The sequence below is a fragment of the Nocardia alni genome, assembly GCF_019038435.1.
GTDB classification, from domain to species: Bacteria; Actinomycetota; Actinomycetes; order Mycobacteriales; family Mycobacteriaceae; genus Nocardia; species Nocardia alni.
This window is the reverse complement of sequence record NZ_JAGPOX010000001.1, coordinates 1-24,633: the sequence shown is the minus strand read 5'-3', so window position 1 is coordinate 24,633 and position 24,633 is coordinate 1. Positions and strand designations below refer to the sequence as shown.

The following is a 24,633-nucleotide window of genomic DNA, read 5'->3' as shown; positions in this document are numbered from 1 at the left end:
GCTCATGCCCAGCATCGCCAGGTATCGGCCCGCGGCCACCGGCTGGTTCACCTCGACCCGTACCAACAACGGGAATCAGTGCGTCGAGGTTCGGTTCGACGGCGCTGCGGTGCACATCCGGGACAGCAAATTCCGACGCGATCCGGCGCACCGCCCGGCCGAGGAGCCCGTCATCACCGTCGACGCCCGGGAATGGATGCGGTTCCTGGCCGCCGTGCTCGCCGGGGCCGGTGCGGACGGCCAACTCGGCGCCGAGCCGGCGGGCGGTGGCCGGATGAAGGTCCGGCACGGTGCGGTGGAGTTGACGTACACCCCCGGTGAATGGGCCGCGTTCCTGGCCGGGGCGCGGGACGGGGAGTTCGACCGGGCGCCCGCCCCGGCGTGAAGGAGGCCACTATCGGATTCGGCCACGGCGCGGATCGGCGTGGATCGGCATACTGGACGTCGTGACTGCAGACGTGACGAGTTCCTCCGGCATAGATCTGACCTACCGTGACGACGCCGTGCGGGTGCAGGACGACCTGTTCGCGCACGTCAACGGCCATTGGCTGGACGCGTACGAGATTCCGGCCGACCGTGCGGTCGACGGCGCCTTCCGGACGTTGTACGACCGGGCCGAGCTGGACGTGCAGGAGATCATCAAGGCCGCCGCCGCATCCGATGCCGCCCCGGGGTCCGAGGAGCGCAAGATCGGCGATCTGTACAACAGCTTCATGGACGAGGCCGCCGTGCGCGCCGCGGGTCTGACCCCGATCGCCGGCGAACTGGCCGCGGTGGCGGGTGTCACCGATCGCGGTGAGTTCGCGGCGCTGCTGGGCCGGTTGCAGCGCACCGGTGTGGGCGGCGGATTCTTCTACTACGTCGACACCGACGACAAGAATTCCGAGCGCTACGTGGTGCAGGCGAGCCAGGCGGGTATCGGCCTGCCCGACGAGTCCTACTACCGCAGTGACGATTACGCCGAGATTCGGACCAAATACGTCGCGCACATCGGGCGCATGTTCGCCCTGGCCGGCCTCGACCTCGACGCGCAGCGCGTCTTCGAGCTGGAAACCAAGCTGGCCGCGGCGCATTGGGATGTGGTGCGCCGCCGCGACGCCGAATTGAGCTACAACCTTACCACATTCGCCGAGCTCACCGCCGAGAGTCCCGAATTCGACTGGGCCGCATGGACCGAGGCCCTGTCCGAGGGCGTGGACCGGCCGGGCACGGAGCTGTTCGCCGAGGTGGTCGTGCGCCAGCCGGATTACCTGCGCACCTTCGCCCGGCTGTGGGCCGCCGAGCCCCTGGCGGACTGGCAGGCGTGGGCCAGCTGGCGCATCGTGCGGGCGCGCGCCCCGTACCTCACCGACGAGATCGTCGAGGAGAGCTTCGATTTCAACGGCCGCACGCTGACCGGCGCCCAGGAGAACCGGGAGCGCTGGAAGCGCGGCGTGGCGCTGGTACAGGATCTGCTCGGCGAGGCGGTCGGCAAACTGTATGTGCAGCAGCACTTCCCGCCGGAGGCCAAGCAGCGCATGCAGGTGCTGGTGGCCAATCTGACCGAGGCCTACCGCCGTAACATCTCCGAGCTGGAGTGGATGAGCCCCGCGACGCGTGAGGCGGCGCTGGCCAAGCTGGATAAGTTCACCCCGAAGATCGGCTACCCGGACCGCTGGCGCGACTATTCGCAGGTGCCGGTCGATCCGACGGATCTGGTCGGCAACTACCGCAACGGTTATGCCGCCGACCACGACCGCGATCTGAACAAGCTGGGCGGCCCGGTCGATCGCGACGAGTGGTTCATGACCCCGCAGACGGTCAACGCCTACTACAACCCGGGCATGAACGAGATCGTCTTCCCCGCCGCGATCCTGCAGCCGCCGTTCTTCGATATGAACGCCGACGACGCCGCCAACTACGGCGGTATCGGCGCGGTGATCGGCCACGAGATCGGCCACGGCTTCGACGATCAGGGCGCCAAGTACGACGGCGACGGCAACATGATCGACTGGTGGACCGACGAGGACCGCACCGAATTCGGCAAGCGCACCAAGGCGTTGATCGACCAGTACAGCGCCTTCTCCCCCAAGGGCCTGGCCGACAACCACAAGGTCAACGGCGAGTTCACGATCGGCGAGAACATCGGCGACCTAGGCGGCCTGTCGATCGCCCTGGTGGCGTACAAGATCGCCCTCGGCGACGCCGAGCCCCCGGTCATCGACGGCCTTTCCGGCCTGCAGCGCGTCTTCTACGGCTGGGCCCAGGTGTGGCGCACCAAGGCTCGCCAGGAGGAAGCCATCCGCCGCCTGGCCGTCGACCCGCACTCCCCGCCGGAGTTCCGCTGCAACGGCGTCGTGCGTAACTTGGACACCTTCCATGAAGCGTTCGACGTGAATCCGGGCGATGACCTGTACCTGGAACCAGCTGAGCGCGTACGCATCTGGTAGATCGGTGGATCGCGGGTCTTGGCCGAAGACGGCTGAGGCCCGCACGCTGTCGGCACTTAGTGCGAGTAGGGATCGGTGAGCGGATTGGGCGTGCGTGCGACTTCGAGCGCGGCGTCGGGGAAGCGGGGTCCGGCGACGTAATACCGCGCGCGAGTGCGGCCGACCGATTCGAGTACACCGACGGTGACCAGGTCGCGCAGATCGCGTTGTGCCTGCTGCAAACTCAGCCCCTCCGACTGTTCATAGCGGGTGCGTCGCACCCGGCCCGACATTGCCACGTCGTGCAGGGCTGCGACGACCCGTTCGTCGAGTGCGCTGGTCGCGGCGAATTCGTCCAGCAGTGTCCATACCTTCCCGGATCTAGCCCACCGAGCGTGCACGGTCTGTGCCTGTTGGTGGTAGGCAACCAGACTGAACCGAATCCATTCCGAAACGTCCTGGCTCGGTCGATAGATGTTGCCGCGCCTACCGAGCACCTGGTAGTACTCCCATGTATTGCCGGGGCGTCCCAGCCATGCCTCGATGGACGAGAATTCCGGTGCGAGTACACCTTCCCGGGCGATCAGCAGCGTTTGCAGTGAGCGTGACATCCGGCCGTTGCCATCAGCCCACGGATGGATCGACACCAGGTGCAGATGCGCCATCGCGGCACGGATCAGTGGATGGGTGTCGTCGGGGGTGTTGAGCCACTCGGTGAGTTCGGTCATCAAACCTGGTACTCGGCCGACTTCGGGCGCGGTGTAGGCGGCAATGCTCGGATCGCGAGGATCGGTCACGTACACAGGCCCGCGCCGCCACTGTCCTGCGGGCTTGCGCGGGGAATGCCTGTGTCCCTGCAACATCCAGTGCATCGCATTGAGTTGCCCTGCGCTGTAGGCGAAGTCGTCCACATCGTGCAATGTCTGGATATAGGTCATCATCTGCTCGTAGGCGAGGGTCTCGGCGCGGTTCTCATCGGATACGTCGACGTCGCGCTCGCCGGCCATCAGATCCTCCACGTCGATCGTCGAGACCTTGAAGCCCTCGATCGAGTTGGAAGCTGCCACGGCATCCGCCGTCAGAAATTTGCGTAGACCACCGGCCCACTTCCCCGGCTGCGCCTGAAGCTGATGGCGCAGCTCATCGCGCATCCGATCGACGTCTGTCAGGACGCGGGCATCGTCTGCCGTCAGTGGTGGAGTCGGAAATAGCACCCCTTCAGGTTAAGATGATTTAATCATTACGTCAATGCGACACCAGGCCGCAGATTGCTCTACTTCGGCAGTTTCGGTTTGATCTGGCGGGTGTAGATGCTGTGGAGTTGGTTCTGGACGTCGGCGAAGACGGTGGCGGGGTTCTTGTTCTGCAGGCCGATCTGTTCCAGGCCGGTGCCGATGATCTGGTCGGCGCCGGGGAGGAAGACTCGGCCGTAGTCCTGGGATTTGGTCAGTGGGAGTTGGTTGATGGCCGTTTGGTAGTTGGGGTTCCTGGCCAGGAACGCCATTTCCGACGGGTTCTGCTGGGCCGACTTGCGAACCGGGATGTAGCCGGTGGCCTGGGTGAAGTAGACGGTATTGGTGGTGTTGGTGACGAACTCGATGAATTTGAGCGCGTTGATTTTCCGGGCGTCCGAGATGCGGGCCGGGATGGCCAGGCCCGCGCCGCCGGTGGTGCAGCCGGGGCCGTGCGGATGCGGCAGGAAGTCCGTGGCGTAGGAGAGTTTGCCCTTGGCGTTGGCGTCGACACCCGCGAGATCACCGGTGGACAGGACCGCCGAGGCGACCACGCCGGTACCGAAGTCGGTGGCCGCTTGGGGGCGGATGCTGGCATACTTATTCCCGTTGGTCATCTCGCGCAGGGCGTTTCCCGCGGCGATCGTGGCCGGCTCGGTGAATTTCAGGGTCCAGTCGTCGGAGTATCCGCCGCCGAAGGTCCAGATCGGTCCCTCGAATGTCCAGGCCAGATAGTTCGCGGCGTTGTACCAGCCGTGCGCCCATTTGCGCGGGCCGAGCACGCTCTGAATCTTCGGGCCCCACTCGGCGAACTCCTGCCAGCTCTGCGGACCGCGTTGCGGCAGACCGGCCTTGGACCAGACGTCCTGGTTGTAGACGAAGATCTGGGTGGACCGGCAGTACGGCAGCGCGTAGTGCTTGCCCTGGAACTCGTAGTCGCCGGCGAAGGTGTCGACGTAGTCGTCCAGCCGCACCCCGGCCGCGACGAAGTAGGGGTCCAGTGGCGTGATCGCCTGGTTGATCGCGAAATTGAACCACCAGACATCGGACAGGATGACGATATCGGGCAGTTGACCGCCTACCAGCGCCGCGTTGAACTTCTCGGCCACTTCCTCGTAGCCCTTGCCCGCATCGATCAACTGCACCCGCAGCCCGGGATGCGCCTCCTCGAAACGCTTGATCATCTCCAGTTCCTGCGGTTTGGAGGTGCCGGGATGATTGGACCAGAAGGTGATCGTGTTCGGGTCGCCGCCCTGAATACCGTTGCCGCCCATGCCGGCACAGGCCGCGGCGGCCAGACCCGTCGCGGCGGTGGCCGCGCCCAGGAACCGGCGCCGCGACACAGCATTGTTCGTCACCGCAATCACCGTGCTTTTCTTGTCGGGGTCAGCCTTTGATGGCACCGGAGGTCAGGCCCTTGATCATGTGGCGCTGCAGGATGAGGAACACCACCAGGATCGGCACCATGGTGAGCAGGGTGCCCGCCATGACCGGACCCCAGTTGGTGACGCTGGGATTCTCGGTGTTCTGCAACAGCGTCAGGCCGACGGGCAGCGTCGCCACCCGCGAGTCGTCCGCCATCAGGAACGGCCAGAGGTACTCGTTCCACTCGTTGACCAGCGTGACGACGGCGAATGCCACCATCGTCGGCCCCGACATCGGCAGTACGATCCGGGTGAGCAGCCGCCACCAGCCGGCGCCGTCGATGCGCGCCGCCTCGATCACCTCGGCGGGCAGCGACAGGAAGTGGTTGCGCATCAGGAAGGTTCCGAAGGCCACTCCGCACAGTGGGATGATGATGCCTTGGAAGGTATTTCGCCAGCCGAGTTCGGCGATGATGGCGTAATTGGAGATCACGGTGATCTGGTTGGGCACCATCAGCGCCGCGATGATCACCAGGAACACCAGGTTCTTGCCCGGGAACCGAAGGAACACCAGGCCGTACGCGCTGATGATGCCCAGCACGAACTTCACACCGGCCACGATCGCCGTGACGATCAGCGAGTTGCGCAGGAACCGCCAGAACGGCAGTGTCGTGGTGGCCTCGCGGTAGTTCCCCGGATGCCAGGTGTGCGGCCAGTACGTCGCCGGTTGGGTGTAGATGTCCGGGCGCGCTTTGAACGAGGTGATCACGATCCAGAACAGCGGCACCCCGACGATGATCAGCACGCACACCATCGCGGCGTAGCCGAGCAGGGTGGCCGCGAACTTGCGGCGCTGGTAGCTCACCGGTCCTCCCGATCCATGACGCGGACCTGCACGAGCGTGATGATCAGCAGCACCACGAACATGATCGTCGCGACCGTCGCGCCGTAGCCGGCCCGGAAGTTGCGGAAGGATTCCAGATAGACCTGGTAGACCATGGTGGTGGTGCCGGTGCCCAGGGGGCCGCCGCGGGTCATCACGTTGATGATGTCGAACACCTGCAGGGAGTTGAGCATCACCGTGATCGACAGGAAGAAGGTGGTCGGCCGCAACTGCGGGAGCACCACGTGCCAGAACCTGCTCCAGGTTCCCGCGCCGTCGATCTGGGCCGCCTCGCTCAGTTCCGGCCGAACCCCTTGCAGCGCGGCCAGATAGATGACGAAGCTGTAGCCCAGGTTCTTCCAGATATAGGTGATGGTCACCATGAACAGCGCCCAGTGCGAATTCTGGTAGAAGTCCGGCGCATCGGCCACGCCGAGTCGATGTAGCAGATCCTGCACCAGGCCGAAGCTGGGGTCGAAGATGAACTGGAAGGCCACGCCGATCGCGGCGCCGGAGATGACGAACGGCGCGAAGATCACCGAGCGGACCACATTGCGCCCGAACAGCTTCCGGTCCAGCAGCAGCGCCAGCGCCAGGCCGAGGATCATACTGCCCGCGACCGCGGCCACGGTGAAGATCACCGTATTGCCGACGATCTGCCAGGAATCGCTGCGGCCCAGCCATTCTCGGTAGTTGGACAGTCCGATGAAGTGTGCGATCGGATCGGCCAGATTCCAGTCGGTGAACGACAGCCGGATATCGTCGATCAGCGGCCGGTAGACGAACAGGCCGAGCAACACCAGATTGGGCAGGACGAGCACGAGGAACAGCCCGTAGTCGCTCCAGGGCCGCCCGCGCAGGCCGCGAGCGCGGCTGTGTGGCAGTACACGTTCGGGTCGCGGTCGCACCGCGGCAGTGTCGCGGTTTCGGGCCAATGATCGGTTAACCGTCGCCGCCCACCCGCTGAACTGTTCGCGCGGTGGATCGGTCGTAACCGTCCCCTCCTCGGGCACACCGGACATGCGCCGAATCGTAAGGGCAGCCGACTGATCGCAGGAGCGAATCGCGGATGAACTTCAGTCGGAGATCACGACAACAAGAGCCTGCGCGTCATCCCGGCGCGCTTCTGGCGGGATCCACTGGTATCGAGCTGATTTCGATGGATTCCAGCCAAAAGCATGCCGGTATGACGGGGATCGGCAGGCGAGGGTGGGGGTTACATCCAGTCGCCCATGCCGTCGCTGTGGCTGGCGGTGCCGCCGTCGGTGTTCTTCACGATGACCGGATCACCCTTCTGGGAGTTGTCGAAGAACCATTCGGCGTCGGCGGTGCTGACGTTCAGGCAGCCGTGGCTGACATCCGAGTTGCCCTGCTGGGTCACGGACCATGGCGCGGCATGCAGGAAAATGCCGTTGTTCGCCAGCCGACTGGCATATTCGACTTCGAGCTTGTAGCCCTCCGGGGAGGTATCCGGCACACCGAAGGTGGCCGAATCCATGATCATCTTGCGATTCTTCTCGCCGACGTAGTAGGTGCCGTTGGGCGTCGGGTGGGCGGACTTGCCCATCGATGTCGGCATGGTCTTGATGACCTGGCCGTTCTTGGTGATGGTGATCAGGTGGTTGGCGTCGTCGGCGGTGGTGACGAACGCGTCGCCGATCGAGTAGGCGACCTTGGTACCGCCCGCCTCGACGGTGATCTTGTCGTGCGCGGGCCAGAAGCTCTCCGGGCGCCAGCGCAGCTGTTTGTCGCCGTACCAGTAGAAGTGACCCTTCACCGGGCTCGTGGAGGTGATCCGAACGGCCTTCTCGGCGGTGGCGTGGTCGCTCACCGGCTCCTTGAAGTTGATGAAGACCGGCTCCGCGACGCCGACGACATCGCCGTCACCGGGGCTGAGTACCGGCGCGGCGAAGTTGGCCTTCGGCAGCGGCGGCGGGCTCTGCACAGGTGCGGCGCCGGGCGCGGGCTGCGGAGCCTGCACGATCGGGGAGGTGCCGACGTCGGGGCCGCCGGGCCACAGTGGCGCGGCCGAGGCGGTCGCGGTGGCCAGCCCACCTGCGGCGACCACCGCGAGCGATAGGGCCCCGATTCGCATTGCCCGGGATGCCTTGTCTCGCACGGGTTTCCGACAGGTGGTGTTGCGCAAGGCCGTTCGTCCTCTCAATCCTTCATCACACGCGCGTATGCGCGGAAGATCTTGCTCGCGATCACAACGAAATCTGTATCGCCCCCAGCCCGGTTTCCATTACTACATCTCTCGCCGCCGGCAGCCAATCGCCCAATGCGAGTTATGGACTCGGGTCCGTGATGGTGTCTTGCGTCACCCATGCCGGGTGGCGGCATGAATCCGGGGGTATCCGCCGTTCCCGGCGGTACGGAGCGAGCGCATGCGCAGCAATCGGACAAGAGAAACAAATCATGGTCAGAAGCTGCTGTGAGGCAAATCACGGTTTTGACCGGGGCGGGACAGAACGTTGAAGGTAATTCCGGCGCGCGGCCCAGTAGCGATGTTGTGCGGCACCGACAGCGGCCTCGGTCCGCGCGCGTAGCGCGGCGTCAGCGCCAGCTCGGACCGGGACAGTATGGTGGCCAGCGCGATATGCAGTTCGTAGTCCGCCAGCGCGGCCCCCAGGCAACGCCGGTGTCCGCCACCGTACGGAGCGAATTCGAACGGGCCGTAGTGGCGCTCGAGGAAGCGTTCGGGCCTGAAGCTCGCCGCATCCGGCCAGACCGCGGGATCCGAATGCAGCAGCGGCACCGCGATTCCCATCGTGTCCCCCGCACCGAGTTCGACGCCGCACAGCGTGAACGGCCCGGTGAGGCGGCGCAGCACGATCGGCACCGGGGGGTGCAGCCGCAGCGTCTCGGAACAGACCGCGTCCAGATACGGCAGCTCTAGCGCGGCGAGCGGTTCGGCGTCGGGATCCAGCTCGGCGCGTAGCCGGTGCAGTGCGTGCGGGTGCCGGTGCAGCCGGTACAGCGCCCAGACCAGAACGGTCGCGGTCGTCTCGTGCCCGGCGACCACCAGGGTGCGCAGTTGGTCGAGCAACTCGTCGTCGGTGAGTGCGGCGCCGTCGTCGTAGCGGGCGGCCAGCAGCATCGCGAGGATATCCGTCCCGGATGTGCATGCCGCGCGCCTGGTTTCGATCTCCGCGCGCAACAGCGTGTCGAGGTGGTCCCGGGCGGCCAGGAACCGATCCCACGGCGAATGTCCGAATGCGCTGCGCCGCAGACTCGGAACCAGCATCAACGGCTCGGAGAAGGTGCTCAGGAACCGCATCACGGCGGCGATGTATTCGGCGCGGCGGGAGGGGCTTTCGATACCGAGAACCGCACCCAGGATGACGCGGAGGGTGATCGCCCGGGCTGCCGTCCGCGCATCGATTCGGGCTCCCGGCCGCCACGGCGGACCCGCTCCCCGTCCGTCCATCTCCTCGCGCACCGAATCGCGGATCGCCTCGGCGTACTGCGTCATTCGCGCCCGGTGAAACGCAGGAGCCAGCAGCGCGCGATCGCGACGATGGCGCTGATCGCGCGCGAGGATCAGCGAGGCCGGGCCCACCAGCGGCTCGATCGGATTCGGCAGCGGTGGCACCATGAGTTCGAGCGGCGCGCGCAGCAACTCGCGCGCCCCGGCCGGGCTCCCGGTGAACAGCCCGCCGCCGAATCCGGGGAACCCCACCAGGAACGGATCACCGTCGCGAGCGCGTCGCCAGTGGAAATACCGTTGGAAGTCGACACTCGCGGCCAGGGCGTGCGCCAGCGCCGGGCGCGGCGCCCGCAAGGGCTTCCCGTGCGCACCCGCCGACACGTTCATGTTGCCGCGGCCATCTCCGGACCTCCCTGTCGCCGTATGGCGGTCGGTTCCACTGGACGTCGTCGCGGCCGGGTCTGCTGTCGCCGCGACGTTGCCTGTGGATCAGCGTAACGGCAAGTCTGCCTGCCAGTGTCCCGGCGGCGTCTCCCGAATCCCCGACCGCGGCGCGGCAGTTTCCCACCGGGACGGTCCGGCGGACCGTAGCGTGAGGTCAATGGGTACAACGGAGTTGCCGAGGCTGCGTTCGGCGACCGGGCGGTGGATCGTGGTGGCCACCGTCCTGGGGTCCTCGGTGGTCGGGCTGGACGCCACGGTCGTCAACATCGCGCTGCCCCGCATCGGCGCCGCCCTGCACACCGGGGTGTCCGGACTGCAGTGGACGGTGAGCGGGTACACCCTGACCCTGGCCTCGTTCATCCTGCTCGGCGGGTCGCTCGGCGACCGGCTCGGCCGCCGCCGGATATTCATCTGGGGCACAATCTGTTTCGCCATCTCCTCGGTGGTCTGCGGTGCGGCGGTGAACATCGAGATGCTGGTGGCCGCCCGCATCGTGCAGGGCGTGGCCGGTGCGCTGCTCACACCCGGCAGCCTGGCGCTGATCTCCTCGTCCATCGACGAGCGCGATCAGGGGTCGGCGATCGGCCTGTGGTCCGGCTTCGGCGGAATCGCCGGGGCCGCAGGGCCGTTCCTGGGCGGCTGGCTGATCGAGGTGGCCACCTGGCGCTCGATCTTCCTGATCAATATCCCGCTCGCCGCGGTGGTGGTGGCCGTCTCGCTGCGGCACGTGCCGGAGAGCCGGGATCCGCGAGCGCCCGCGCGCCTGGATGTGCCCGGTGCGCTGGTGGTGGCGTTGGCGCTGGGCGCGCTGACCTTCGGGCTGATCGAATCGCTGTGGGTGGCGGTGGTCGTGGGTCTGGTGCTGCTCGGTGTGTTCGTGGCGGTCGAGATGCGCAGCGACCATCCGCTGGTACCGCCCGCGCTGTTCGCCTCCCGGGTCTTCACCGCGGCCAACCTGGTGACCCTCGCGGTCTATGCCGCCCTGGGTGGGGTCTTCTTCCTGCTGGTGCTGCAGCTGCAGCAGGTCGCGCACTTCTCACCGCTGCTGTCCGGCGTGGCGACGTTGCCGATGACCGTGCTCATGCTGGCGCTCTCGGCGAGGGCCGGGCGCTGGGCGCAGCGGCACGGGCCGCGGCTGCCGATGACGATCGGTCCGCTGCTGGGTGCGGCCGGGCTGATGTTGCTGCTGCGGATCGGCCCCGGCTCGGGGACCGTGGGCGGCTATCTGCGCGATGTGCTGCCCGGCGTGCTGGTGTTCGGGCTGGGTCTGTCGGCACTGGTCGCCCCGCTGACCGGGGCGGTGCTCGGCGCGGTGCCCAGTACCGAGGCCGGCATCGCGTCCGGGGTCAACAACGCGGTCGCCCGCACCGCGCAGTTGCTCGCGGTCGCCGCGCTGCCCGGACTGGCCGGAATATCGGGTTCGATCAGGGACGCGGCCGTCATCGATCACGGCTTCGCCGTGGCCATGTGGATCTGTGTCGGCCTGCTGCTGGTCGGTGCGGCGCTGGCGGCCGTACTGCTGGGCGGTTCGCGCGATCGCGGTACGCATCGGCCGACGGATGTGGACTGCCTGCCGAACTGCGGGGCGGTCACCGGCCCGGCCGTGCAGCCGCGGTCGCCGGGAAACGCGGCGGGGCGGTGATTCGAGACCGACTGCTCGAATCACCGCCCCGCGGCATCGGTTTCCCTACGGCGATCAGATCGGGTGGTAGCCCGAGCCCGCGCCGCCGCGCACGTTGAGATCGTGCATGATCGCATTCATGTTGGTGCCGACCTCGGGACCGAAGCAGGCCACGGCGAGATAGGCGTTCACCATGCCGACCAGCGTCGTGCCCATGACCACCGGTGCGCCGGAATCGCCCTCCACGACGCACATCTGCGACCACGTCTCATCGGTCTGGAAGATATCGCCGTAGGCGACGCCGCAGGTGTTGCCGGTGGTGCGGCCCTCCTTGCAGACGATGGCCGGGAACTGGGCCGGCGCGCCGACCCGGGTGATCGCCAGATTGCCCACCCGGTTCACCGGGACGATCTTGCCCGGATCGAATTCGATGACCGCGTAGTCCAGATCGTGGTTGGAGTAGACGAAGTGACCGATCACTCCGGCGCCCCGGTTCTGCTCGGACCAGACCTGCGCACCCGCCTCGCCACAGTGTCCGGCGGTCAGGCCGACCAGCCGACCGGCTCGGTCGTGCCCGATGGTGGTGACCGTGCACTCGAATTGATTGTCGATGATGATTCCGGAACCGCCGCCGATGACCGGTGGCCCGGCGGCTGCCTGCGCGACTCCCGCGCCCATCCCGATCAACGCCGCGCCGATGGCCACGGCGAAGGCGGAACGCGCCGCCTTGGCGAGTGTGGTGAACATGTCCCTCCAGAGACGTCGGAAGCCCGCACGATATCAACCCTTGTCCTACTACATCCTGTCAGTATTCGCGTGCCGACTCCTCGTGCGCGGCTGCGGAGTTTGCCGATCCGATGCCGATGATCGGGGATGTAGCCGGATGCCGGGCCGTGCCGCGACCCGGCGCGTCGCCTCTCGACACGGGCGGTTCTCGGCACGCGTGCGGGTCGATCGGGCGATAGGCTCACCCGTGATTCGACCCGATCAATAATTTGGATAAATGGATTCCGGTTTATCTTCCGAGACGCGCGAAAAGTTGGACATTTGTTCAGGATTGCGAAGTCGGTACCAGGTAACAGCGCCGTGATTTGTGGCATTTACCAACGGATTTGTTCGATATCACAGCCTTTTGACGGGGGTGACCTCGGTCTATGACCGGGGTCACCGATGGTGATGTGTTTTTCCTAACTCCGTAGTAAGGTGCGTCAAGCAAAACAGTCGTCGGCGCTCCTTGCCGACGCCGAGGAGGGTTCGCTAGTGCAGTTCACCACCGACAGCCCGGGCGGGCCGCAGGCTGTCCGCCCAGCGTCACGAATGAGTGGTGCGCTCGACTGGAGCAGGGGCTACTGGCAGGACCATCCGAAGCGGTCGCTCGAGACCTTCGGCCGTCAGATAACCATGGGCGCCGCAGCGGTCGCAGAGCTATTCGTCAGCATCGTCCGGGGGCGCTTCCCATTCGCCGAATTCATCCGGCAGTGCGCGTTCATGGCCAGCGTCGCCGCCGCGCCCACACTGTTGGTCGCGATCCCCATCGGCGTCATCGTGTCGATTCAGGTCGGCTCGGTGGCCGGACAGGTCGGCGCGACGTCGTTCATCGGTGCGGCCAATGGGCTGGGCATCATTCAGCAGGGCGCGCCGCTGGTCACCTCGCTGATGATCGCCGGCGCGGTAGGCTCGGCCATCTGCGCCGATCTCGGCTCGCGAACCATTCGCGAGGAGATCGACGCGATGCGGGTCATGGGCGTCGACCCGATGCGGCGTCTTGTCGCCCCCCGTTTGGGCGCAGCTATGTTAGTCTCCGTTCTGCTGTGTGGCTTCGTGGTTTTCGTCGGTTTCCTGACCGGCTACGTCTTCAACATCTTCGCCCAGAGCGGCACGCCGGGCTCGTACATCGGCACGTTCGCGTCCTTCGCGGTCACGACGGACCTGCTTGTCGCGCTGGTCAAGTCGCTCATCTTCGGGCTGCTGGCGGCGATCATCGCCTGCGATACCGGACTCAACACCCGGGGCGGCCCGGGCGGGGTGGCGAACTCGGTGAACACCGCGGTGGTGCTGTCCACTGTCATGCTGTTCGGCGTCAACCTGATCATCACGCAGGTCTACAACATACTGTTCCCCCCACAGATGGTCTGAGCTGTGTCGTCAACCTATGTACCGCCGCTACTGCGGCCCCTCGAGCGGATCCGGGCGTCCGCGGGCGCACCCCGGGACTGGCTGGCGCGCATCGGCCACCAGGTGTTCTTCTTCCTGCGGTCGATCGGCTCGATGCCGTTGGCGTTCAAGCACTATCCCAAGGAAGTGTGGCGGCTCCTCTCGGACGTCACCTGGGGCAACGGCAGCCTGATCGTCGGCGGCGGCACGATCGGCGTGGTGCTCATCCTGAGCGCCTTCGGCGGCATGACCGTCGGCATCCAGGGCTACACGTCGCTGAATCTGCTGGGCCTGAGCCCGATCACCGGCGCCATCTCGGCGTTCGCGACCACTCGTGAACTCGGGCCGATGCTGGCCACGCTGGCGTTCGCGGCGCAGGCCGGCTGCCGGTTCACCGCGCAGCTGGGCTCGATGCGCATCGCCGAGGAGATCGACGCCCTGGAGTCACAGGCCATCCGCCCGCTGCCCTATCTGGTCAGCACCCGGATGATCGCCGCGATGATCGCGATCGTCCCGCTGTACTGCCTGGCGCTGCCGTTCGCCTACCTCTCCTGCGCGATCACGGTCGGGTTCTACGGCGGCACCGCCAGCGGCACCTTCCAGCACTACTTCTACGAATTCCTGATCCCGCACGACGTGCTGTGGTCGCTGCTGAAGGCGATCGTGTTCGTCGCGATCACCACCTTCATCCAGTGTTACTACGGATTCTTCGCCTCCGGCGGTCCGGAGGGCGTCGGCGTGGCGGCGGGCCGGGCGATCAAGTACTGCATCATCGCGGTCGTATTCGCCGACCTGTTCATCACTCTCGCCGTCTGGGGCGTCAACCCCGGCATCAGGATCTCGGGATAGGGCGCGGCAGATGATCATTGATCCGAGCGGCCGCGGTCCGACCATGCGGCAGCTGCTCGTCGCGGGCGTGGCGGGCATCGTGGTATTCGCACTCGTGCTGACCTTCCTGATGGCCCGCTACAAGGGCTACATCATGCATCCGAAGACTGATGTCACCGCCGATCTGAGCACCACCGGCGACGGTCTCCCGTCGGATGCCGACGTGAAGTTCCGCGGGGTTCTGGTCGGCTCGGTCAAGAACGTCGATGTCGCGAACAAAGGCGCGCTGCAGCAGGTGCACATCGAGATGAAGCCGGAATACGTCGGCGGCATCCCGGCCAACGTCACCGCGCGAGTAGTGCCGAGCAACCTGTTCGCCGTCACCTCGGTCGAGTTGGTGTACAACGGCCCGGATCAGGCGGCGCTGCACCAGGGTTCGCAGATCCCCGAGGACCACAGCCAGGGCACCATCGCGCTGCAGGACACACTCACCACGGTCCGCACCATTCTCGACAAGATCGATCCGGTGCAGCTGGGCCGGGTGCTGAGCACGCTGTCCTACGCCCTGAACGCCGGCGGGCGGGTGCCCGGCTCGACCGTGGAGCGGCTGAACAACTGGCTGACCCAGGTCCGCGCGTCGGTGCCGAACGTCGACCAGACGCTCAACGACTTCTCCGACTCCTTCCACGCGCTGAACCAGTCCGCACCGGCACTGATGCAGACCCTGGCGGATTCGGTGAAGACCGCGCAGACCATCTCCGACAAACGCGCCGCGGTGGCCGGGCTGATCACCGGCACCGAGAGCACGGTGGACAAGGTGAATTCACTGTTCGCCGCCAACGGCAACGCGGGTGAGCAACTCACCGTCGGCATGGGTGATCTGTTCGGCAACCTGGCCGGACAGCCGCAGGCCATTCCCGCGGCCATCGCGAACCTGAACACCTCGATTCGCCAGCTGAACACCACATTCCACTGGGGTACGCAGAAGCAGATGGTTTGGAATCTGGGCGTGACCTTCACCCCGTACAAGCCCTACGACCGCAGCGACTGCCCGCGCTACGGCGCCATGGCCGGTCCGAGTTGCGCTACCGCGCCGCTGGTTTCGGATCCCGGACCGGCGACCCCGTCGTTGAAGCCGCGCGCGCTCGATTCGGCGCGGGGACTGCCCCCGATGCCAGCGATCCTGGGACTGCCTTCGCTGACCGGCGCCACGGGCCCGCTGCCCACGCAGCGCAACGCACCGAACGCGGCCGCTCCGTTCGCCGGAACCCCCCTGGAAAGTCTTTTCCCGCAGGGAATTCCGGGGCTGCTGCCGCCCGCCGCGCCGAGCGCGCCGGCCGCGCAGACGCCCGCACCCAAACCGGGCGGGCCGGTCGCCTTCGCCGGACCCGCGGATTACACGGGTGACGCCGCCATCACCGCCCTGTTGGGACGTCGCCCGACCGTTGCCGAATACCTGCTGCTGAGCTCGATTCTGAGGGGTGGAACTTTGCAAGTGACCAACGGCGGTGCGGGTCGATGAGCATTCGCAAACCCCTGATCGGCTTCGGCGTCTTCGCGATCGTGTCGGTGCTGGTGACGGTGGTGATCTGGAATACGCTGGCGCGCAGCGTGGCTGGTTCCACCAACACCTACTCGGCCACGTTCAGCGATGTGCTGGGGCTGCGGACCGGTGACGACGTCCGGATGGCGGGTGTGCGGGTCGGCAAGGTACAGAAGATCGACCTGGACTCGCACCACGACGCGGTCGTGACCTTCATCGTGGAGCGCGACCAGACCCTGTTCGGCACCACCAAGGCCCTGGTGCGGTACCAGAATCTGATCGGTCAGCGGTACGTGTCACTGGCGCCGGGCACCCAGGGTGATCCGCTGCCGCTGCACAACGGCGGTTCGATTCCCCTGGCCCACACCGAGCCCTCGTTCGACATCTCCGGACTGCTCAACGGATTTCAGCCGCTGTTCCAGGTGTTGCAGCCCGCGCAGGTGAACCAGCTGTCGAACACCTTCATCCAGGCATTGCAGGGTGACGGGGTTTCGTTGAGCGCCTTCATCACCCAGGCCGCGGCCCTGGCCGGCGACTTCCAGCGCCGCGACGCGATCCTGTCCGATGTGATCGTGAATCTGTCCGGCGTGATGCAGGGCCTGGCAAAACGGGGCGACGAACTGGAGACACTGGTGACCCAGACCCGCTCACTGATCAGCGGCCTGTACCAACAGGGGCAGTCGCTGCAGAACTCGACGGTCGACATCGCCAACGCGACCGAATCGATGGTGACCATGATCGGCGGCGTGCAGCCGAAGATAGCGGCCGCGCAGAACGCCACCTCGGACGCGCTGACCATGCTGATCGGCAACGGCGCCAAACTCGATCAGGCCGCGGTGGATCTGCCGAGCATCCTGACCGACGCGGCGAAGTTCACCCAGGACGGCGCGTACGCCAGCGCCTATATGTGCAGCCTGGACATCTCGCTGTACGGAATCCTGCTGCCGCGCGGCCTGGTCTCGCAGATCGGCGGACACTCCCAGTCGGCGGTGTGCCGCCCATGATGACTTCGATCAAGAAAAGGTTCGGTTCCAACCGCTTCTTCTGGCTGGGCATGATCGGCGTCGCGCTGATCGTGGTCCTGCTGGTGGTCTCCTCCACCTTCAACCGGCTCGGCGTCGGAAAGCAGGCCATCAAGGCCGAATTCGCGCAGACCGCCGGTGTGCGGGTCGGCGACAAGGTCGACGTGGCCGGTGTGTCGGTGGGCCAGGTGTCGGGCGAGTCGCTGGAGGGTGACCACGTGCTGATCACCCTCCAGCTCAACAGCGATCTGAAACTCGGGACCGACGCGCGAGCGGCGATCAAGATGGCCACGCTGCTGGGCGCGCGCTACGTGAGCCTGGACCCGGGCGACGGGAAGGGCCTGCCGGACGGTCGCATTCACAAGAGCAACACCACCGTGCCGTACGACCTGAACGACGTGATCCAGATCGGCACACCGAAGTTCGAGGCGCTCGACACCCAGCAGCTGGTCCAGTCCTTCCAGGTCATCGGCAACCAGCTGGACGGTTCCCCGCAGCTGACCGCGGATGCCCTGAACAGCGTCGGCGCCCTGGCCAAGACCATCAACGATCGCAAGGACCAGGTCGACGGGCTGCTGAAGAACCTGGACCGGGTCACCAAGATCCTCGGCGACAACCGCAACAGCCTGCTGCTGGTGATCACCCAGGGCGAGGCCATCGCCAACCGGGTGATGGAGCGCCAGGCCCTGCTGCGTCAGCTGCTGAACGACGTGGCCACGCTGACCAAGCAACTGCAGCAGATCGGTGCGCAGAACAACAACCAGCTCGGCCCGACCATCACCCAGCTGAACACCATGGCCGCGGGCCTGCAGAAGAACAAGGACAACCTCGACCGGCTGTTGTCGATCATGCCGGTGGCGGTGCGGCAGTTGGACAACGCGTTCGGCAACGGCCCGTACGGCGAGGTCGCCCTGCCGTGGCTGTTCCCGGACAACTGGTTGTGCTTCGCCCGAGTTCTCGAGGGGTGCCAGGGATGAGATTGTCCGGACGGTCGATCGGCCGCGCGGCGAAGATCTTCGTGATCGGTGTCGTCGCCGTCGCGTTGGGCAGTTGCTCGTCGGTGCGGGACGCTGTCGGTGACGACACCCACATCACCGCCGAATTCCGCAACATCGCGGGCATGTTCGTCGGCAACCCGGTCACGGTACTCGGCTTGCAGGTCGGCAAGGTGGACAAGATCGTCCCGCACGACGAGTACGCCGAGGTCCACATGACCATCGACGGCGACGTGAAGCTGCCCAAGAACGTGATCGCGGCGCTGATCTCGCCGTCCATCGTGACCGATCGGCATATCGAGCTGAGTCCGGTCTACACCGGCGGCCCGACCCTGCCCGACGACTCGTACCTCACCGTCGATTCCACCCGCACCCCGGTCGAACTGGACACGCTGATCAAGACCATCGATCAGTTCACGCAGGCGCTGAAGCCCGCGCCGGGCAGTACGAAGGGGCCCCTGGACGGCAGCCTGCTGTACACGATGGTCAACGGCCAGGGTGACAAGATCCGCGACACGCTCAACGCCCTGTCCGGCGCGTTGCAGGTCGGGGTGAACAACAAGGACGCCATCTCGGAGATCATCATCAAGCTGAACGAGCTGACCACCATGCTCGCCGACAACGACCAGCAGGTCCGCGGTTTCAGCAACAAGATCACCCAGATGTCGGCGCTGCTGGCCCAGCAGGCCCCGGGCCTGCAGGCCACCCTCGACCAGCTGAACGCCTTCCTGTCCAACACCTCCGGCGTCTTCGGTCAGTATCAGGATCAGTTGTCCTCCAGCCTGATCGGGCTGACCAACGTGTCGAATCAGCTGCGCGCCAACGCCGCCGGGCTCACCGAGGTCGTCGACGTGGCGCCGCTGCTGCTGCAGAACGTCGACAACTCGATGGATCGGGGCCGCGGCTTCGTGCGCCTGCACGCGCTGATCGGCTCCGCGCTGACCGGCGAGATGATCAGTGCGTTCTGCGAGAAGATCCAAATGCGCGAAGACGGCTGTCGAACCGGCAAGGTGCAGGATCTGGGACCTGACTTCGGATTGACAGCGGCCATGTTGGGACTGACGAAATGATCCGTAACCGGCTGCCCCGCAGCATATTCGCCGCGGTCGTCGCGACCGGCGTGCTGACCGTCGCGTCGGGATGCGGGCTGACCGTGGAGAGTCTGCCGCTGCCCAAGCCCGGTACCCAGGGGCAGACCTACACGGTGCACGCGATCTTCGCCAACGCGCTCAACCTGCCCGATCAGGCCAAGGTCAAGATCGGCGGCTCGGATATCGGCACGGTCTCGCACATCACGACCAAGAACTTCCAGGCCATCGTCGACATGACGATCCGCAAGGATATCGACCTGCCCGACAACACCACCGCCGAACTTCGCCAGGCCACCCCCCTGGGCGACGTGTTCGTCGCGGTTTCCCGTCCCCAGAATTCGGCCGACGAACCGCCCCTGAAGGACGGTGACACGATCGGCATCAAGAGTACTTCCGCGGGCGCCACCGTCGAGGAGTTGCTGCTGTCGGTCTCGATGCTGTTCAACGGCGGTGGTGTGGCGGCGCTGGGCAAGCTGACCTCGGAGCTGGATTCGGTGGTGGGCGGTCGGCCGCAGCAGTTGGCCGGCCTGCTGGAGCAGATGACCAGCGTGACAACGACCCTGCATGCCGACAGCGCTCGCATCGACAACGTGCTGGGCGGCTTCGACACTCTCGCCGATACCCTGCAGGCCCATCACGACGAGCTCGGCCAGGTGGCCAACACCCTGCCGGGGATGATCGGCACCATCGCCGAGAACAACAGGAACCTCGGCGATCTGCTGGCCAAGATTTCCACGACGAGCAACGCGCTGGGCGACTACGCCAACACCACCTCCGACAAGCTGTCCAGCCTGTTGGACAACGTGCACAAGTTGATGACGGCGTTGTCGCAGACACAGCATTCCTTCGGGCCGTTGCTCGATGCCCTGCACGAGGTGCGGCCCGGCGCGGACGCCTCGTTCAAGGGTGACGCCCTCGCGGTCGGTGCGACTCTGACCCAGCTCGACGTCGGTTTGATCACCGACCCGCCACACAGCAAATTCTTCGATCTGCGGGATGCGAACGACTTCGCGGGCAGCCTGATCCAGGTGTTGCAAATCGTGCAGGGCAGGCTGCAAGGGGGCCACCGGTGAATTGGGTGAAGCGGCACAAGCTGCTGGTGTCCAACGTGGCGCTGCTGGTCGCGCTGGTAGTGGGCGCGTCCTATCTGGCGGTGAGCGTCATGCGGTTGAATCCGCTGCAAAGCACGTACGCGGTCACCGTGGATCTGGACCAGTCCGGCGGGTTGCAGCCCGGAAACGACGTCACCCTGCGCGGATACCGGGTCGGCAAGGTCGACAACATCACCCTGGCCGATCAGGGCGACGCGATCCGGGCCGACCTGTCGATCGACTCGCAGTACCACATTCCGCGTGACACGCAGGTCGCCGTGCAGGCCCTGTCCGGTGCGGGCGAGCAGTACATCGACTTTCGCCCCAACACCGATCAGTCGCCGTATCTGGGCAACGGCTCGGTGATCACCTTCGATCCGAAGAAGGTGACGACCCCGACGCCGGTGTGGGCGGTGCTGGACAATTCGACCGGCTTCTTCTCCCAGATCGACCCGAGCCGGTACAGCACCATCCTGAACGAGCTGGACATCGCGCTCAGCGGCGGTCCGGATCAGCTGCGCAATATGATCGACGCGCTGAGCCTGGCCACCGCTGGCCTGGACAACCTGCTGCCGCAGACCACCAATCTGCTGGTGAATCTGCGCACGATCGCGTCCACGACCTCCGACGCGCAGCCCGACCTGGGCACACTGACACGGAATTCGGCCACGCTGTTCAACCAGTTCAACAATGCCAACGACGAGTTGACCAGGATTCTGGACAAGGCGCCCGGGCAGATGCAGGAACTGGGCGCGGTGCTGGACAAGACCGCGGACCCGATCACCCGCCTCGCCACCAACTTCGAGGCGATCTCCCGGGCCGCGGAGTTGCGCGCGCCGGCGCTGCGTGCGCTGTTCCCGGCGCTGGTGACCGGCAGTTCCGCGATCGGCGTCCCGGCCCACGACGGCGAGTTCCACACCATCCTCGACATCTGGCCGCGGCCGTACTGCCAGTACAACCACCCGGCCCTCGCGCCGTGGCGGGTGAGCGACGGTACCGTGTCGAGGTACAACTACTGCACCAACCCCCCGCCGGACCAGCAGATTCGCGGTTCGGCGAACGCACCGCGGCCCAACATCCCCAACAACGGGGCGCAGATGCCCACAGGAGCCGATCCGAACGCTCGGACCCTGCCCCCGGTGAAGTGAGTGCATCCGGTTCGGCGGCAATCCGTCGTGCGGGCATACTCGCCTACGAATCCGTCTGGTCCGGGCAGGTAGCCTGGTCCGATCCGGCGATACGGTGCGCGGCCGCGCACCGGGAAAGTGACATATTCACTCATGTCCGATGACGACGCTGCCACCGACTCCACGAATGCCGATTCCGCTGACGACCCCACCACGAAGGCCGATCGGACATCGGCGGACGCGGACGTGACGGCCGAGGCCGGCACGGACACCTCCAAGGACGCTCCGAAGCAGGACACCGCCTCGAAGGCCGAGCCCAGCTCGAAGGGTGAGGCCACCGAGGAGAAGACCGTGAAGATGCCCGCGGCGGAGGCGACGCCCGCCTACGCCGAGTCGGCTCGCCCCCCCGCGCTGGGTCCCGCGTCGCGCAACTGGACGCCGATCATCGGCGCGTTCGCCGCGGGCGTCGTGGTGGTGGCCGCGGTCGCCGCGGTGGCCGTGTTCTGGAAGCAGGACCACGACCGGGGCAACGATCTGTCCGCCCGGGACAGCGCGGTGGCCGCCGCCTGCGACTTCGGCCATCAGGTGGGCACTTACGACGCGGCGAATTTCGACGACTACGTCAACCGGGTGAAGCAGCGCTCCACCGGCGACTGGCTGACCCAGTTCGAGGGTGCGTCCAGCGCGCTGAAGCAGATCACCCAGCAGGCCCAGGCCCGTTCGACGGTCAGCGAGATCCACTGCGCGTGGGAGTCCGGAGATCCGAACAACGACAACGCGTCGGTGGTCATGCTGATCACCCAGAACCAGTCGAAGGCCGCGACGCCGCAGCCGCAGCATCTGACCATCGGCGTGGTGGCGTCGTTGCAGAAGAAGGACGGCAAGTGGCTGGTCGGCAACTTCCAGTCGCCGATGACCAACGACCTGCAGGACAGCGCGCCCGCGCCCGGTGCGCAGGCGCCCGCCCCCGGTGCCCCCGCCACACCCGGCGCACCGGGCAACTAGGCATCGGACGCGCCCGGGCGGATTGCGCCCCGGCGCGTTTCCGGGCGGATATCTCGGCGCCGGGATGTGAGACTGCGTAGGTGTACGACTACTGCGTGATCGGCGGCGGCATCGTCGGAGTGGCGACCGCGTACCGGATCCTCGAACAGCGGCCGGGTGCCCGCCTGTTGCTGGTGGACAAGGCCGAACGGCTGGCCGCTCACCAGACCGGGCACAACAGCGGCGTGATCCACTCCGGAATCTATTACGCCCCGGGCAGTCTCAAAGCCACGCTGTGCCGCCGGGGCGCACAGTGGACCAAGGAATTCGCGGCGGCACACGACATTCCGTATCGAGTGTGCGGAAAGCTGTTGGTGGCTACCGACTCCGCCGAACACGCCCGCATGCTCGATCTGTACGAACGTTCGGTGACCAACGACGTCGAGGTGGAGCTGATCGACGCGGCCGAGCTGAGGCGGCGCGAGCCACACGTGCGCGGTACGGGCGCGCTGTTCGTCCCGAGTACCGGCATCATCGACTACACCCGGGTCACCGAGGTGCTGGCCGAGCGGGTGCGGGCCGGTGGCGGCGAGATCGTGCTCGGCACGGAGATCACCGCGATCGACGAAAGCTCGGACGCCGTCACGGTTTCCGCCGCGGACCGCACATGGCGAGCCCGGCGGCTGGTGGTCTGCGGCGGATTGCAGGCCGATCGGCTGGCCCGCCTGGCCGGACTGTCGATCGCCTTGCGTATCGTGCCCTTTCGCGGTGAGTACTACGAATTGCCCGACACGCGTACCGATTTGGTGCACACGCTCATCTATCCGATCCCGGATCCGGAATTGCCCTTCCTCGGTGTGCATCTGAGCCCGACCATCGCGGGCGGGCTGACGGTCGGCCCGAACGCGGTGCTCGGGCTGTCCCGCGAGGGCTACCGCAAGGGCAGCCTGGACCTGCGCGATGCCCGAGAGATACTGGGCTACCGGGGATTTCATCGAGTCGCGGCGGCCAATGTGCGTACGGGGCTGCGCGAGCTGCGCGATTCGCTGTTCACGCGCGGCTATCTGGCGCAGTGCCGCAGATACTGTCCGGAGCTGACCCTGGCGGACCTGCGCCCCCGCGAGTGCGGCATCCGGGCACAGGCCGTGCTACCCGACGGCACCCTGGTCCACGATTTCCTGATCGAGCGCACCGAGCGCTCGGTGCACGTGCTCAACGCACCGTCCCCTGCCGCGACCTCCGCGCTCCCGATCGCCGAGCACATCGTCAGCCAACTTCTCGAGGACTGACACCCGCTCCCGATCGGTCTCGATCCGGCTCCGACCTGGGCCGACGTTCCGTTTTGCGGATACGGCTGCAATAAAGAGGATTGCTGTAGTACTTTTATCGGCAGCCGTGGAACAGGAAGTCAGACCTTATGGGCCACATCAAGTACGCGAGCGACGTCGGTGCACCGGTGGAGACCGCGTTCATCTACACCGATAACCCCGCGTTCGTCCCGGAGTGGATGGCCGGCATCACAGCATTCGAGCCGGTCGGCACGGACGGGCACGGTGCGGGCGCCGTGTACGCCGCGATTCTGGGCCTCGGGGTCTGGCGTCCCACGGTCGAATGTGAGATCACGCAGTACCGGCCCAACGCGGTCATCGGATACACGCTGCGCAGGCGTCGCCCGGGGAAGGTGACGCCTGCGCTGGGCACCCTGACCCTGAGTTTCGATCCGCTCGGTTACGGCCGGGCGGTGCTGACCTCCGAGGTCGACTACCGCTCCGCCCGGCGCCTGCCGGGCCGCCTGTGCGCCACGATGGTGCACGCTGCCCTGCAATGGCTCGTGCGGCGTAGTGAATCGCAATTGCGAAGAGCAATAGAGGAATTCCACGGGACGGATCTTGTCGGCCGGATTGCGTAGGGTACCGACCATGATCATCGTGAGCACCGACGGATCCTGCCTTCGCAATCCCGGTGGCGCCATCGGCTGGGCCTGGGTCAACCATCAGGGAAACTCGGCCAGCGGGGGTGCGGCGTCGGGCACCAACCAGGTGGCCGAGCTACGCGCGGTGTTCGAGGCGATCCTCGCGCATCCGGGATCGGAGCCGCTGTTCATCGAGAGCGACTCGCTCTACGCGATCAAGTGCGCATCGGAATGGAATGCGGGGTGGCGCCTGAACGGCTGGCGCACCTCCACCGGCGGCGCGGTGAAGAATGTCGAGCTCGTGCGGCATATCGATCGCGCCATCGCCACTCGACCCGGGCCCGTGCGCTTCCGCTGGGTACGCGGGCATGTCGGCAACTACTTCAACGAGCAGGCCGATCAGCTCGCGGGCACGGCCGCTCGGGAGGCGCAGGCGACCCCCGATGCGGTCGCCACGGGGATTTCCGATCTCCCGCCCCTGTCGCTGGGTTCCCTCACCCCGTC

General features: G+C 66.3%; 22 protein-coding genes. 15 read left to right on the top strand and 7 right to left on the bottom strand.

All coding sequences use genetic code 11. The annotated features are described in order from the left end of the window. Nucleotides 1-4 precede the first annotated feature (4 nt). The gene (locus tag JZ791_RS00110; RefSeq protein WP_216891999.1) at nt 5-385 is read left to right on the top strand and encodes a DUF397 domain-containing protein; all 381 of its coding nucleotides are present in this window, start codon (nt 5-7) and stop codon (nt 383-385) included. Nucleotides 386-446: 61 nt separating this feature from the next. Continuing rightward, entirely contained in the window at nt 447-2,429 is a 1,983-nt protein-coding gene (locus tag JZ791_RS00105; RefSeq protein WP_216891998.1) for a M13 family metallopeptidase, read from the top strand. A gap of 56 nt (nt 2,430-2,485) precedes the next feature. On the opposite strand, the gene JZ791_RS00100 is transcribed toward JZ791_RS00105, so the two are convergent. From JZ791_RS00100 to JZ791_RS00075, 6 genes are all read right to left on the bottom strand, one after another. Then, nucleotides 2,486-3,622 (bottom strand): Fic family protein, encoded by a 1,137-nt coding sequence (locus JZ791_RS00100; protein ID WP_308162668.1) that lies wholly within the window; start codon nt 3,620-3,622, stop codon nt 2,486-2,488. Nucleotides 3,623-3,681: 59 nt separating this feature from the next. Beyond that, entirely contained in the window at nt 3,682-4,998 is a 1,317-nt protein-coding gene (locus tag JZ791_RS00095; RefSeq protein ID WP_308162667.1) for an ABC transporter substrate-binding protein, read from the bottom strand. A gap of 28 nt (nt 4,999-5,026) precedes the next feature. Further along, nucleotides 5,027-5,818: a carbohydrate ABC transporter permease gene (locus tag JZ791_RS00090; protein ID WP_216892167.1), complete on the bottom strand. Its 792-nt coding sequence runs from the start codon at nt 5,816-5,818 to the stop codon at nt 5,027-5,029. 47 nt (nt 5,819-5,865) lie between these two features. Then, nucleotides 5,866-6,795 carry a carbohydrate ABC transporter permease gene (locus JZ791_RS00085; RefSeq protein WP_216892168.1) on the bottom strand — a complete coding sequence of 310 codons (930 nt, stop codon included), beginning with the start codon at nt 6,793-6,795 and terminating at the stop codon, nt 5,866-5,868. A 308-nt stretch (nt 6,796-7,103) separates the two neighbouring features. Further along, nucleotides 7,104-7,982: a L,D-transpeptidase gene (locus tag JZ791_RS00080; protein WP_216891997.1), complete on the bottom strand. Its 879-nt coding sequence runs from the start codon at nt 7,980-7,982 to the stop codon at nt 7,104-7,106. A gap of 327 nt (nt 7,983-8,309) precedes the next feature. Continuing rightward, nucleotides 8,310-9,704 carry a cytochrome P450 gene (locus JZ791_RS00075; protein WP_216891996.1) on the bottom strand — a complete coding sequence of 465 codons (1,395 nt, stop codon included), beginning with the start codon at nt 9,702-9,704 and terminating at the stop codon, nt 8,310-8,312. 214 nt (nt 9,705-9,918) lie between these two features. Here JZ791_RS00075 and JZ791_RS00070 point away from each other — a divergent pair, with 214 nt between their 5' ends. Beyond that, nucleotides 9,919-11,403 (top strand): MFS transporter, encoded by a 1,485-nt coding sequence (locus JZ791_RS00070; protein ID WP_216891995.1) that lies wholly within the window; start codon nt 9,919-9,921, stop codon nt 11,401-11,403. Nucleotides 11,404-11,457: 54 nt separating this feature from the next. On the opposite strand, the gene JZ791_RS00065 is transcribed toward JZ791_RS00070, so the two are convergent. Next, on the bottom strand, nt 11,458-12,129 hold the full coding sequence (locus JZ791_RS00065) for a S1 family peptidase (protein WP_216891994.1): 672 nt from the start codon (nt 12,127-12,129) through the stop codon (nt 11,458-11,460). Between the two features lie 570 nt (nt 12,130-12,699). On the opposite strand from JZ791_RS00065, the gene JZ791_RS00060 reads away from it, so the two are divergent. The 12 genes from JZ791_RS00060 to JZ791_RS00005 all read left to right on the top strand — a co-directional run. Next, the gene (locus JZ791_RS00060; RefSeq protein WP_216892166.1) at nt 12,700-13,518 is read left to right on the top strand and encodes an MlaE family ABC transporter permease; all 819 of its coding nucleotides are present in this window, start codon (nt 12,700-12,702) and stop codon (nt 13,516-13,518) included. 3 nt (nt 13,519-13,521) lie between these two features. Then, nucleotides 13,522-14,385, top strand: a complete 864-nt coding sequence (locus tag JZ791_RS00055) for an ABC transporter permease (RefSeq protein ID WP_216891993.1) — start codon at nt 13,522-13,524, stop codon at nt 14,383-14,385. A 10-nt stretch (nt 14,386-14,395) separates the two neighbouring features. Further along, entirely contained in the window at nt 14,396-15,886 is a 1,491-nt protein-coding gene (locus JZ791_RS00050) for an MlaD family protein (protein ID WP_216891992.1), read from the top strand. Beyond that, on the top strand, nt 15,883-16,911 hold the full coding sequence (locus JZ791_RS00045) for an MCE family protein (RefSeq protein ID WP_216891991.1): 1,029 nt from the start codon (nt 15,883-15,885) through the stop codon (nt 16,909-16,911). Before JZ791_RS00050 ends, JZ791_RS00045 begins: the two co-directional genes overlap by 4 nt. After that, nucleotides 16,911-17,906: an MCE family protein gene (locus JZ791_RS00040; RefSeq protein WP_216892165.1), complete on the top strand. Its 996-nt coding sequence runs from the start codon at nt 16,911-16,913 to the stop codon at nt 17,904-17,906. Before JZ791_RS00045 ends, JZ791_RS00040 begins: the two co-directional genes overlap by 1 nt. Continuing rightward, nucleotides 17,903-18,994: an MCE family protein gene (locus JZ791_RS00035; RefSeq protein ID WP_216891990.1), complete on the top strand. Its 1,092-nt coding sequence runs from the start codon at nt 17,903-17,905 to the stop codon at nt 18,992-18,994. Before JZ791_RS00040 ends, JZ791_RS00035 begins: the two co-directional genes overlap by 4 nt. Then, the gene (locus JZ791_RS00030) at nt 18,991-20,088 is read left to right on the top strand and encodes an MCE family protein (RefSeq protein ID WP_216891989.1); all 1,098 of its coding nucleotides are present in this window, start codon (nt 18,991-18,993) and stop codon (nt 20,086-20,088) included. The genes JZ791_RS00035 and JZ791_RS00030 overlap by 4 nt, the downstream gene beginning before the upstream one ends. Next, nucleotides 20,085-21,254, top strand: a complete 1,170-nt coding sequence (locus JZ791_RS00025) for an MlaD family protein (RefSeq protein ID WP_308162666.1) — start codon at nt 20,085-20,087, stop codon at nt 21,252-21,254. Before JZ791_RS00030 ends, JZ791_RS00025 begins: the two co-directional genes overlap by 4 nt. A gap of 132 nt (nt 21,255-21,386) precedes the next feature. Further along, nucleotides 21,387-22,238 (top strand): hypothetical protein, encoded by an 852-nt coding sequence (locus JZ791_RS00020; RefSeq protein WP_216891988.1) that lies wholly within the window; start codon nt 21,387-21,389, stop codon nt 22,236-22,238. Nucleotides 22,239-22,318: 80 nt separating this feature from the next. Next, complete coding sequence (gene lhgD / locus JZ791_RS00015; protein WP_216891987.1) at nt 22,319-23,506, top strand: L-2-hydroxyglutarate dehydrogenase; 1,188 nt, start codon at nt 22,319-22,321, stop codon at nt 23,504-23,506. Between the two features lie 128 nt (nt 23,507-23,634). After that, nucleotides 23,635-24,126 carry an SRPBCC family protein gene (locus JZ791_RS00010; protein WP_216891986.1) on the top strand — a complete coding sequence of 164 codons (492 nt, stop codon included), beginning with the start codon at nt 23,635-23,637 and terminating at the stop codon, nt 24,124-24,126. A gap of 10 nt (nt 24,127-24,136) precedes the next feature. Continuing rightward, nucleotides 24,137-24,633 (top strand): ribonuclease H family protein (locus JZ791_RS00005; RefSeq protein WP_216891985.1); only part of this gene is annotated, 497 nt, incomplete at its 3' end.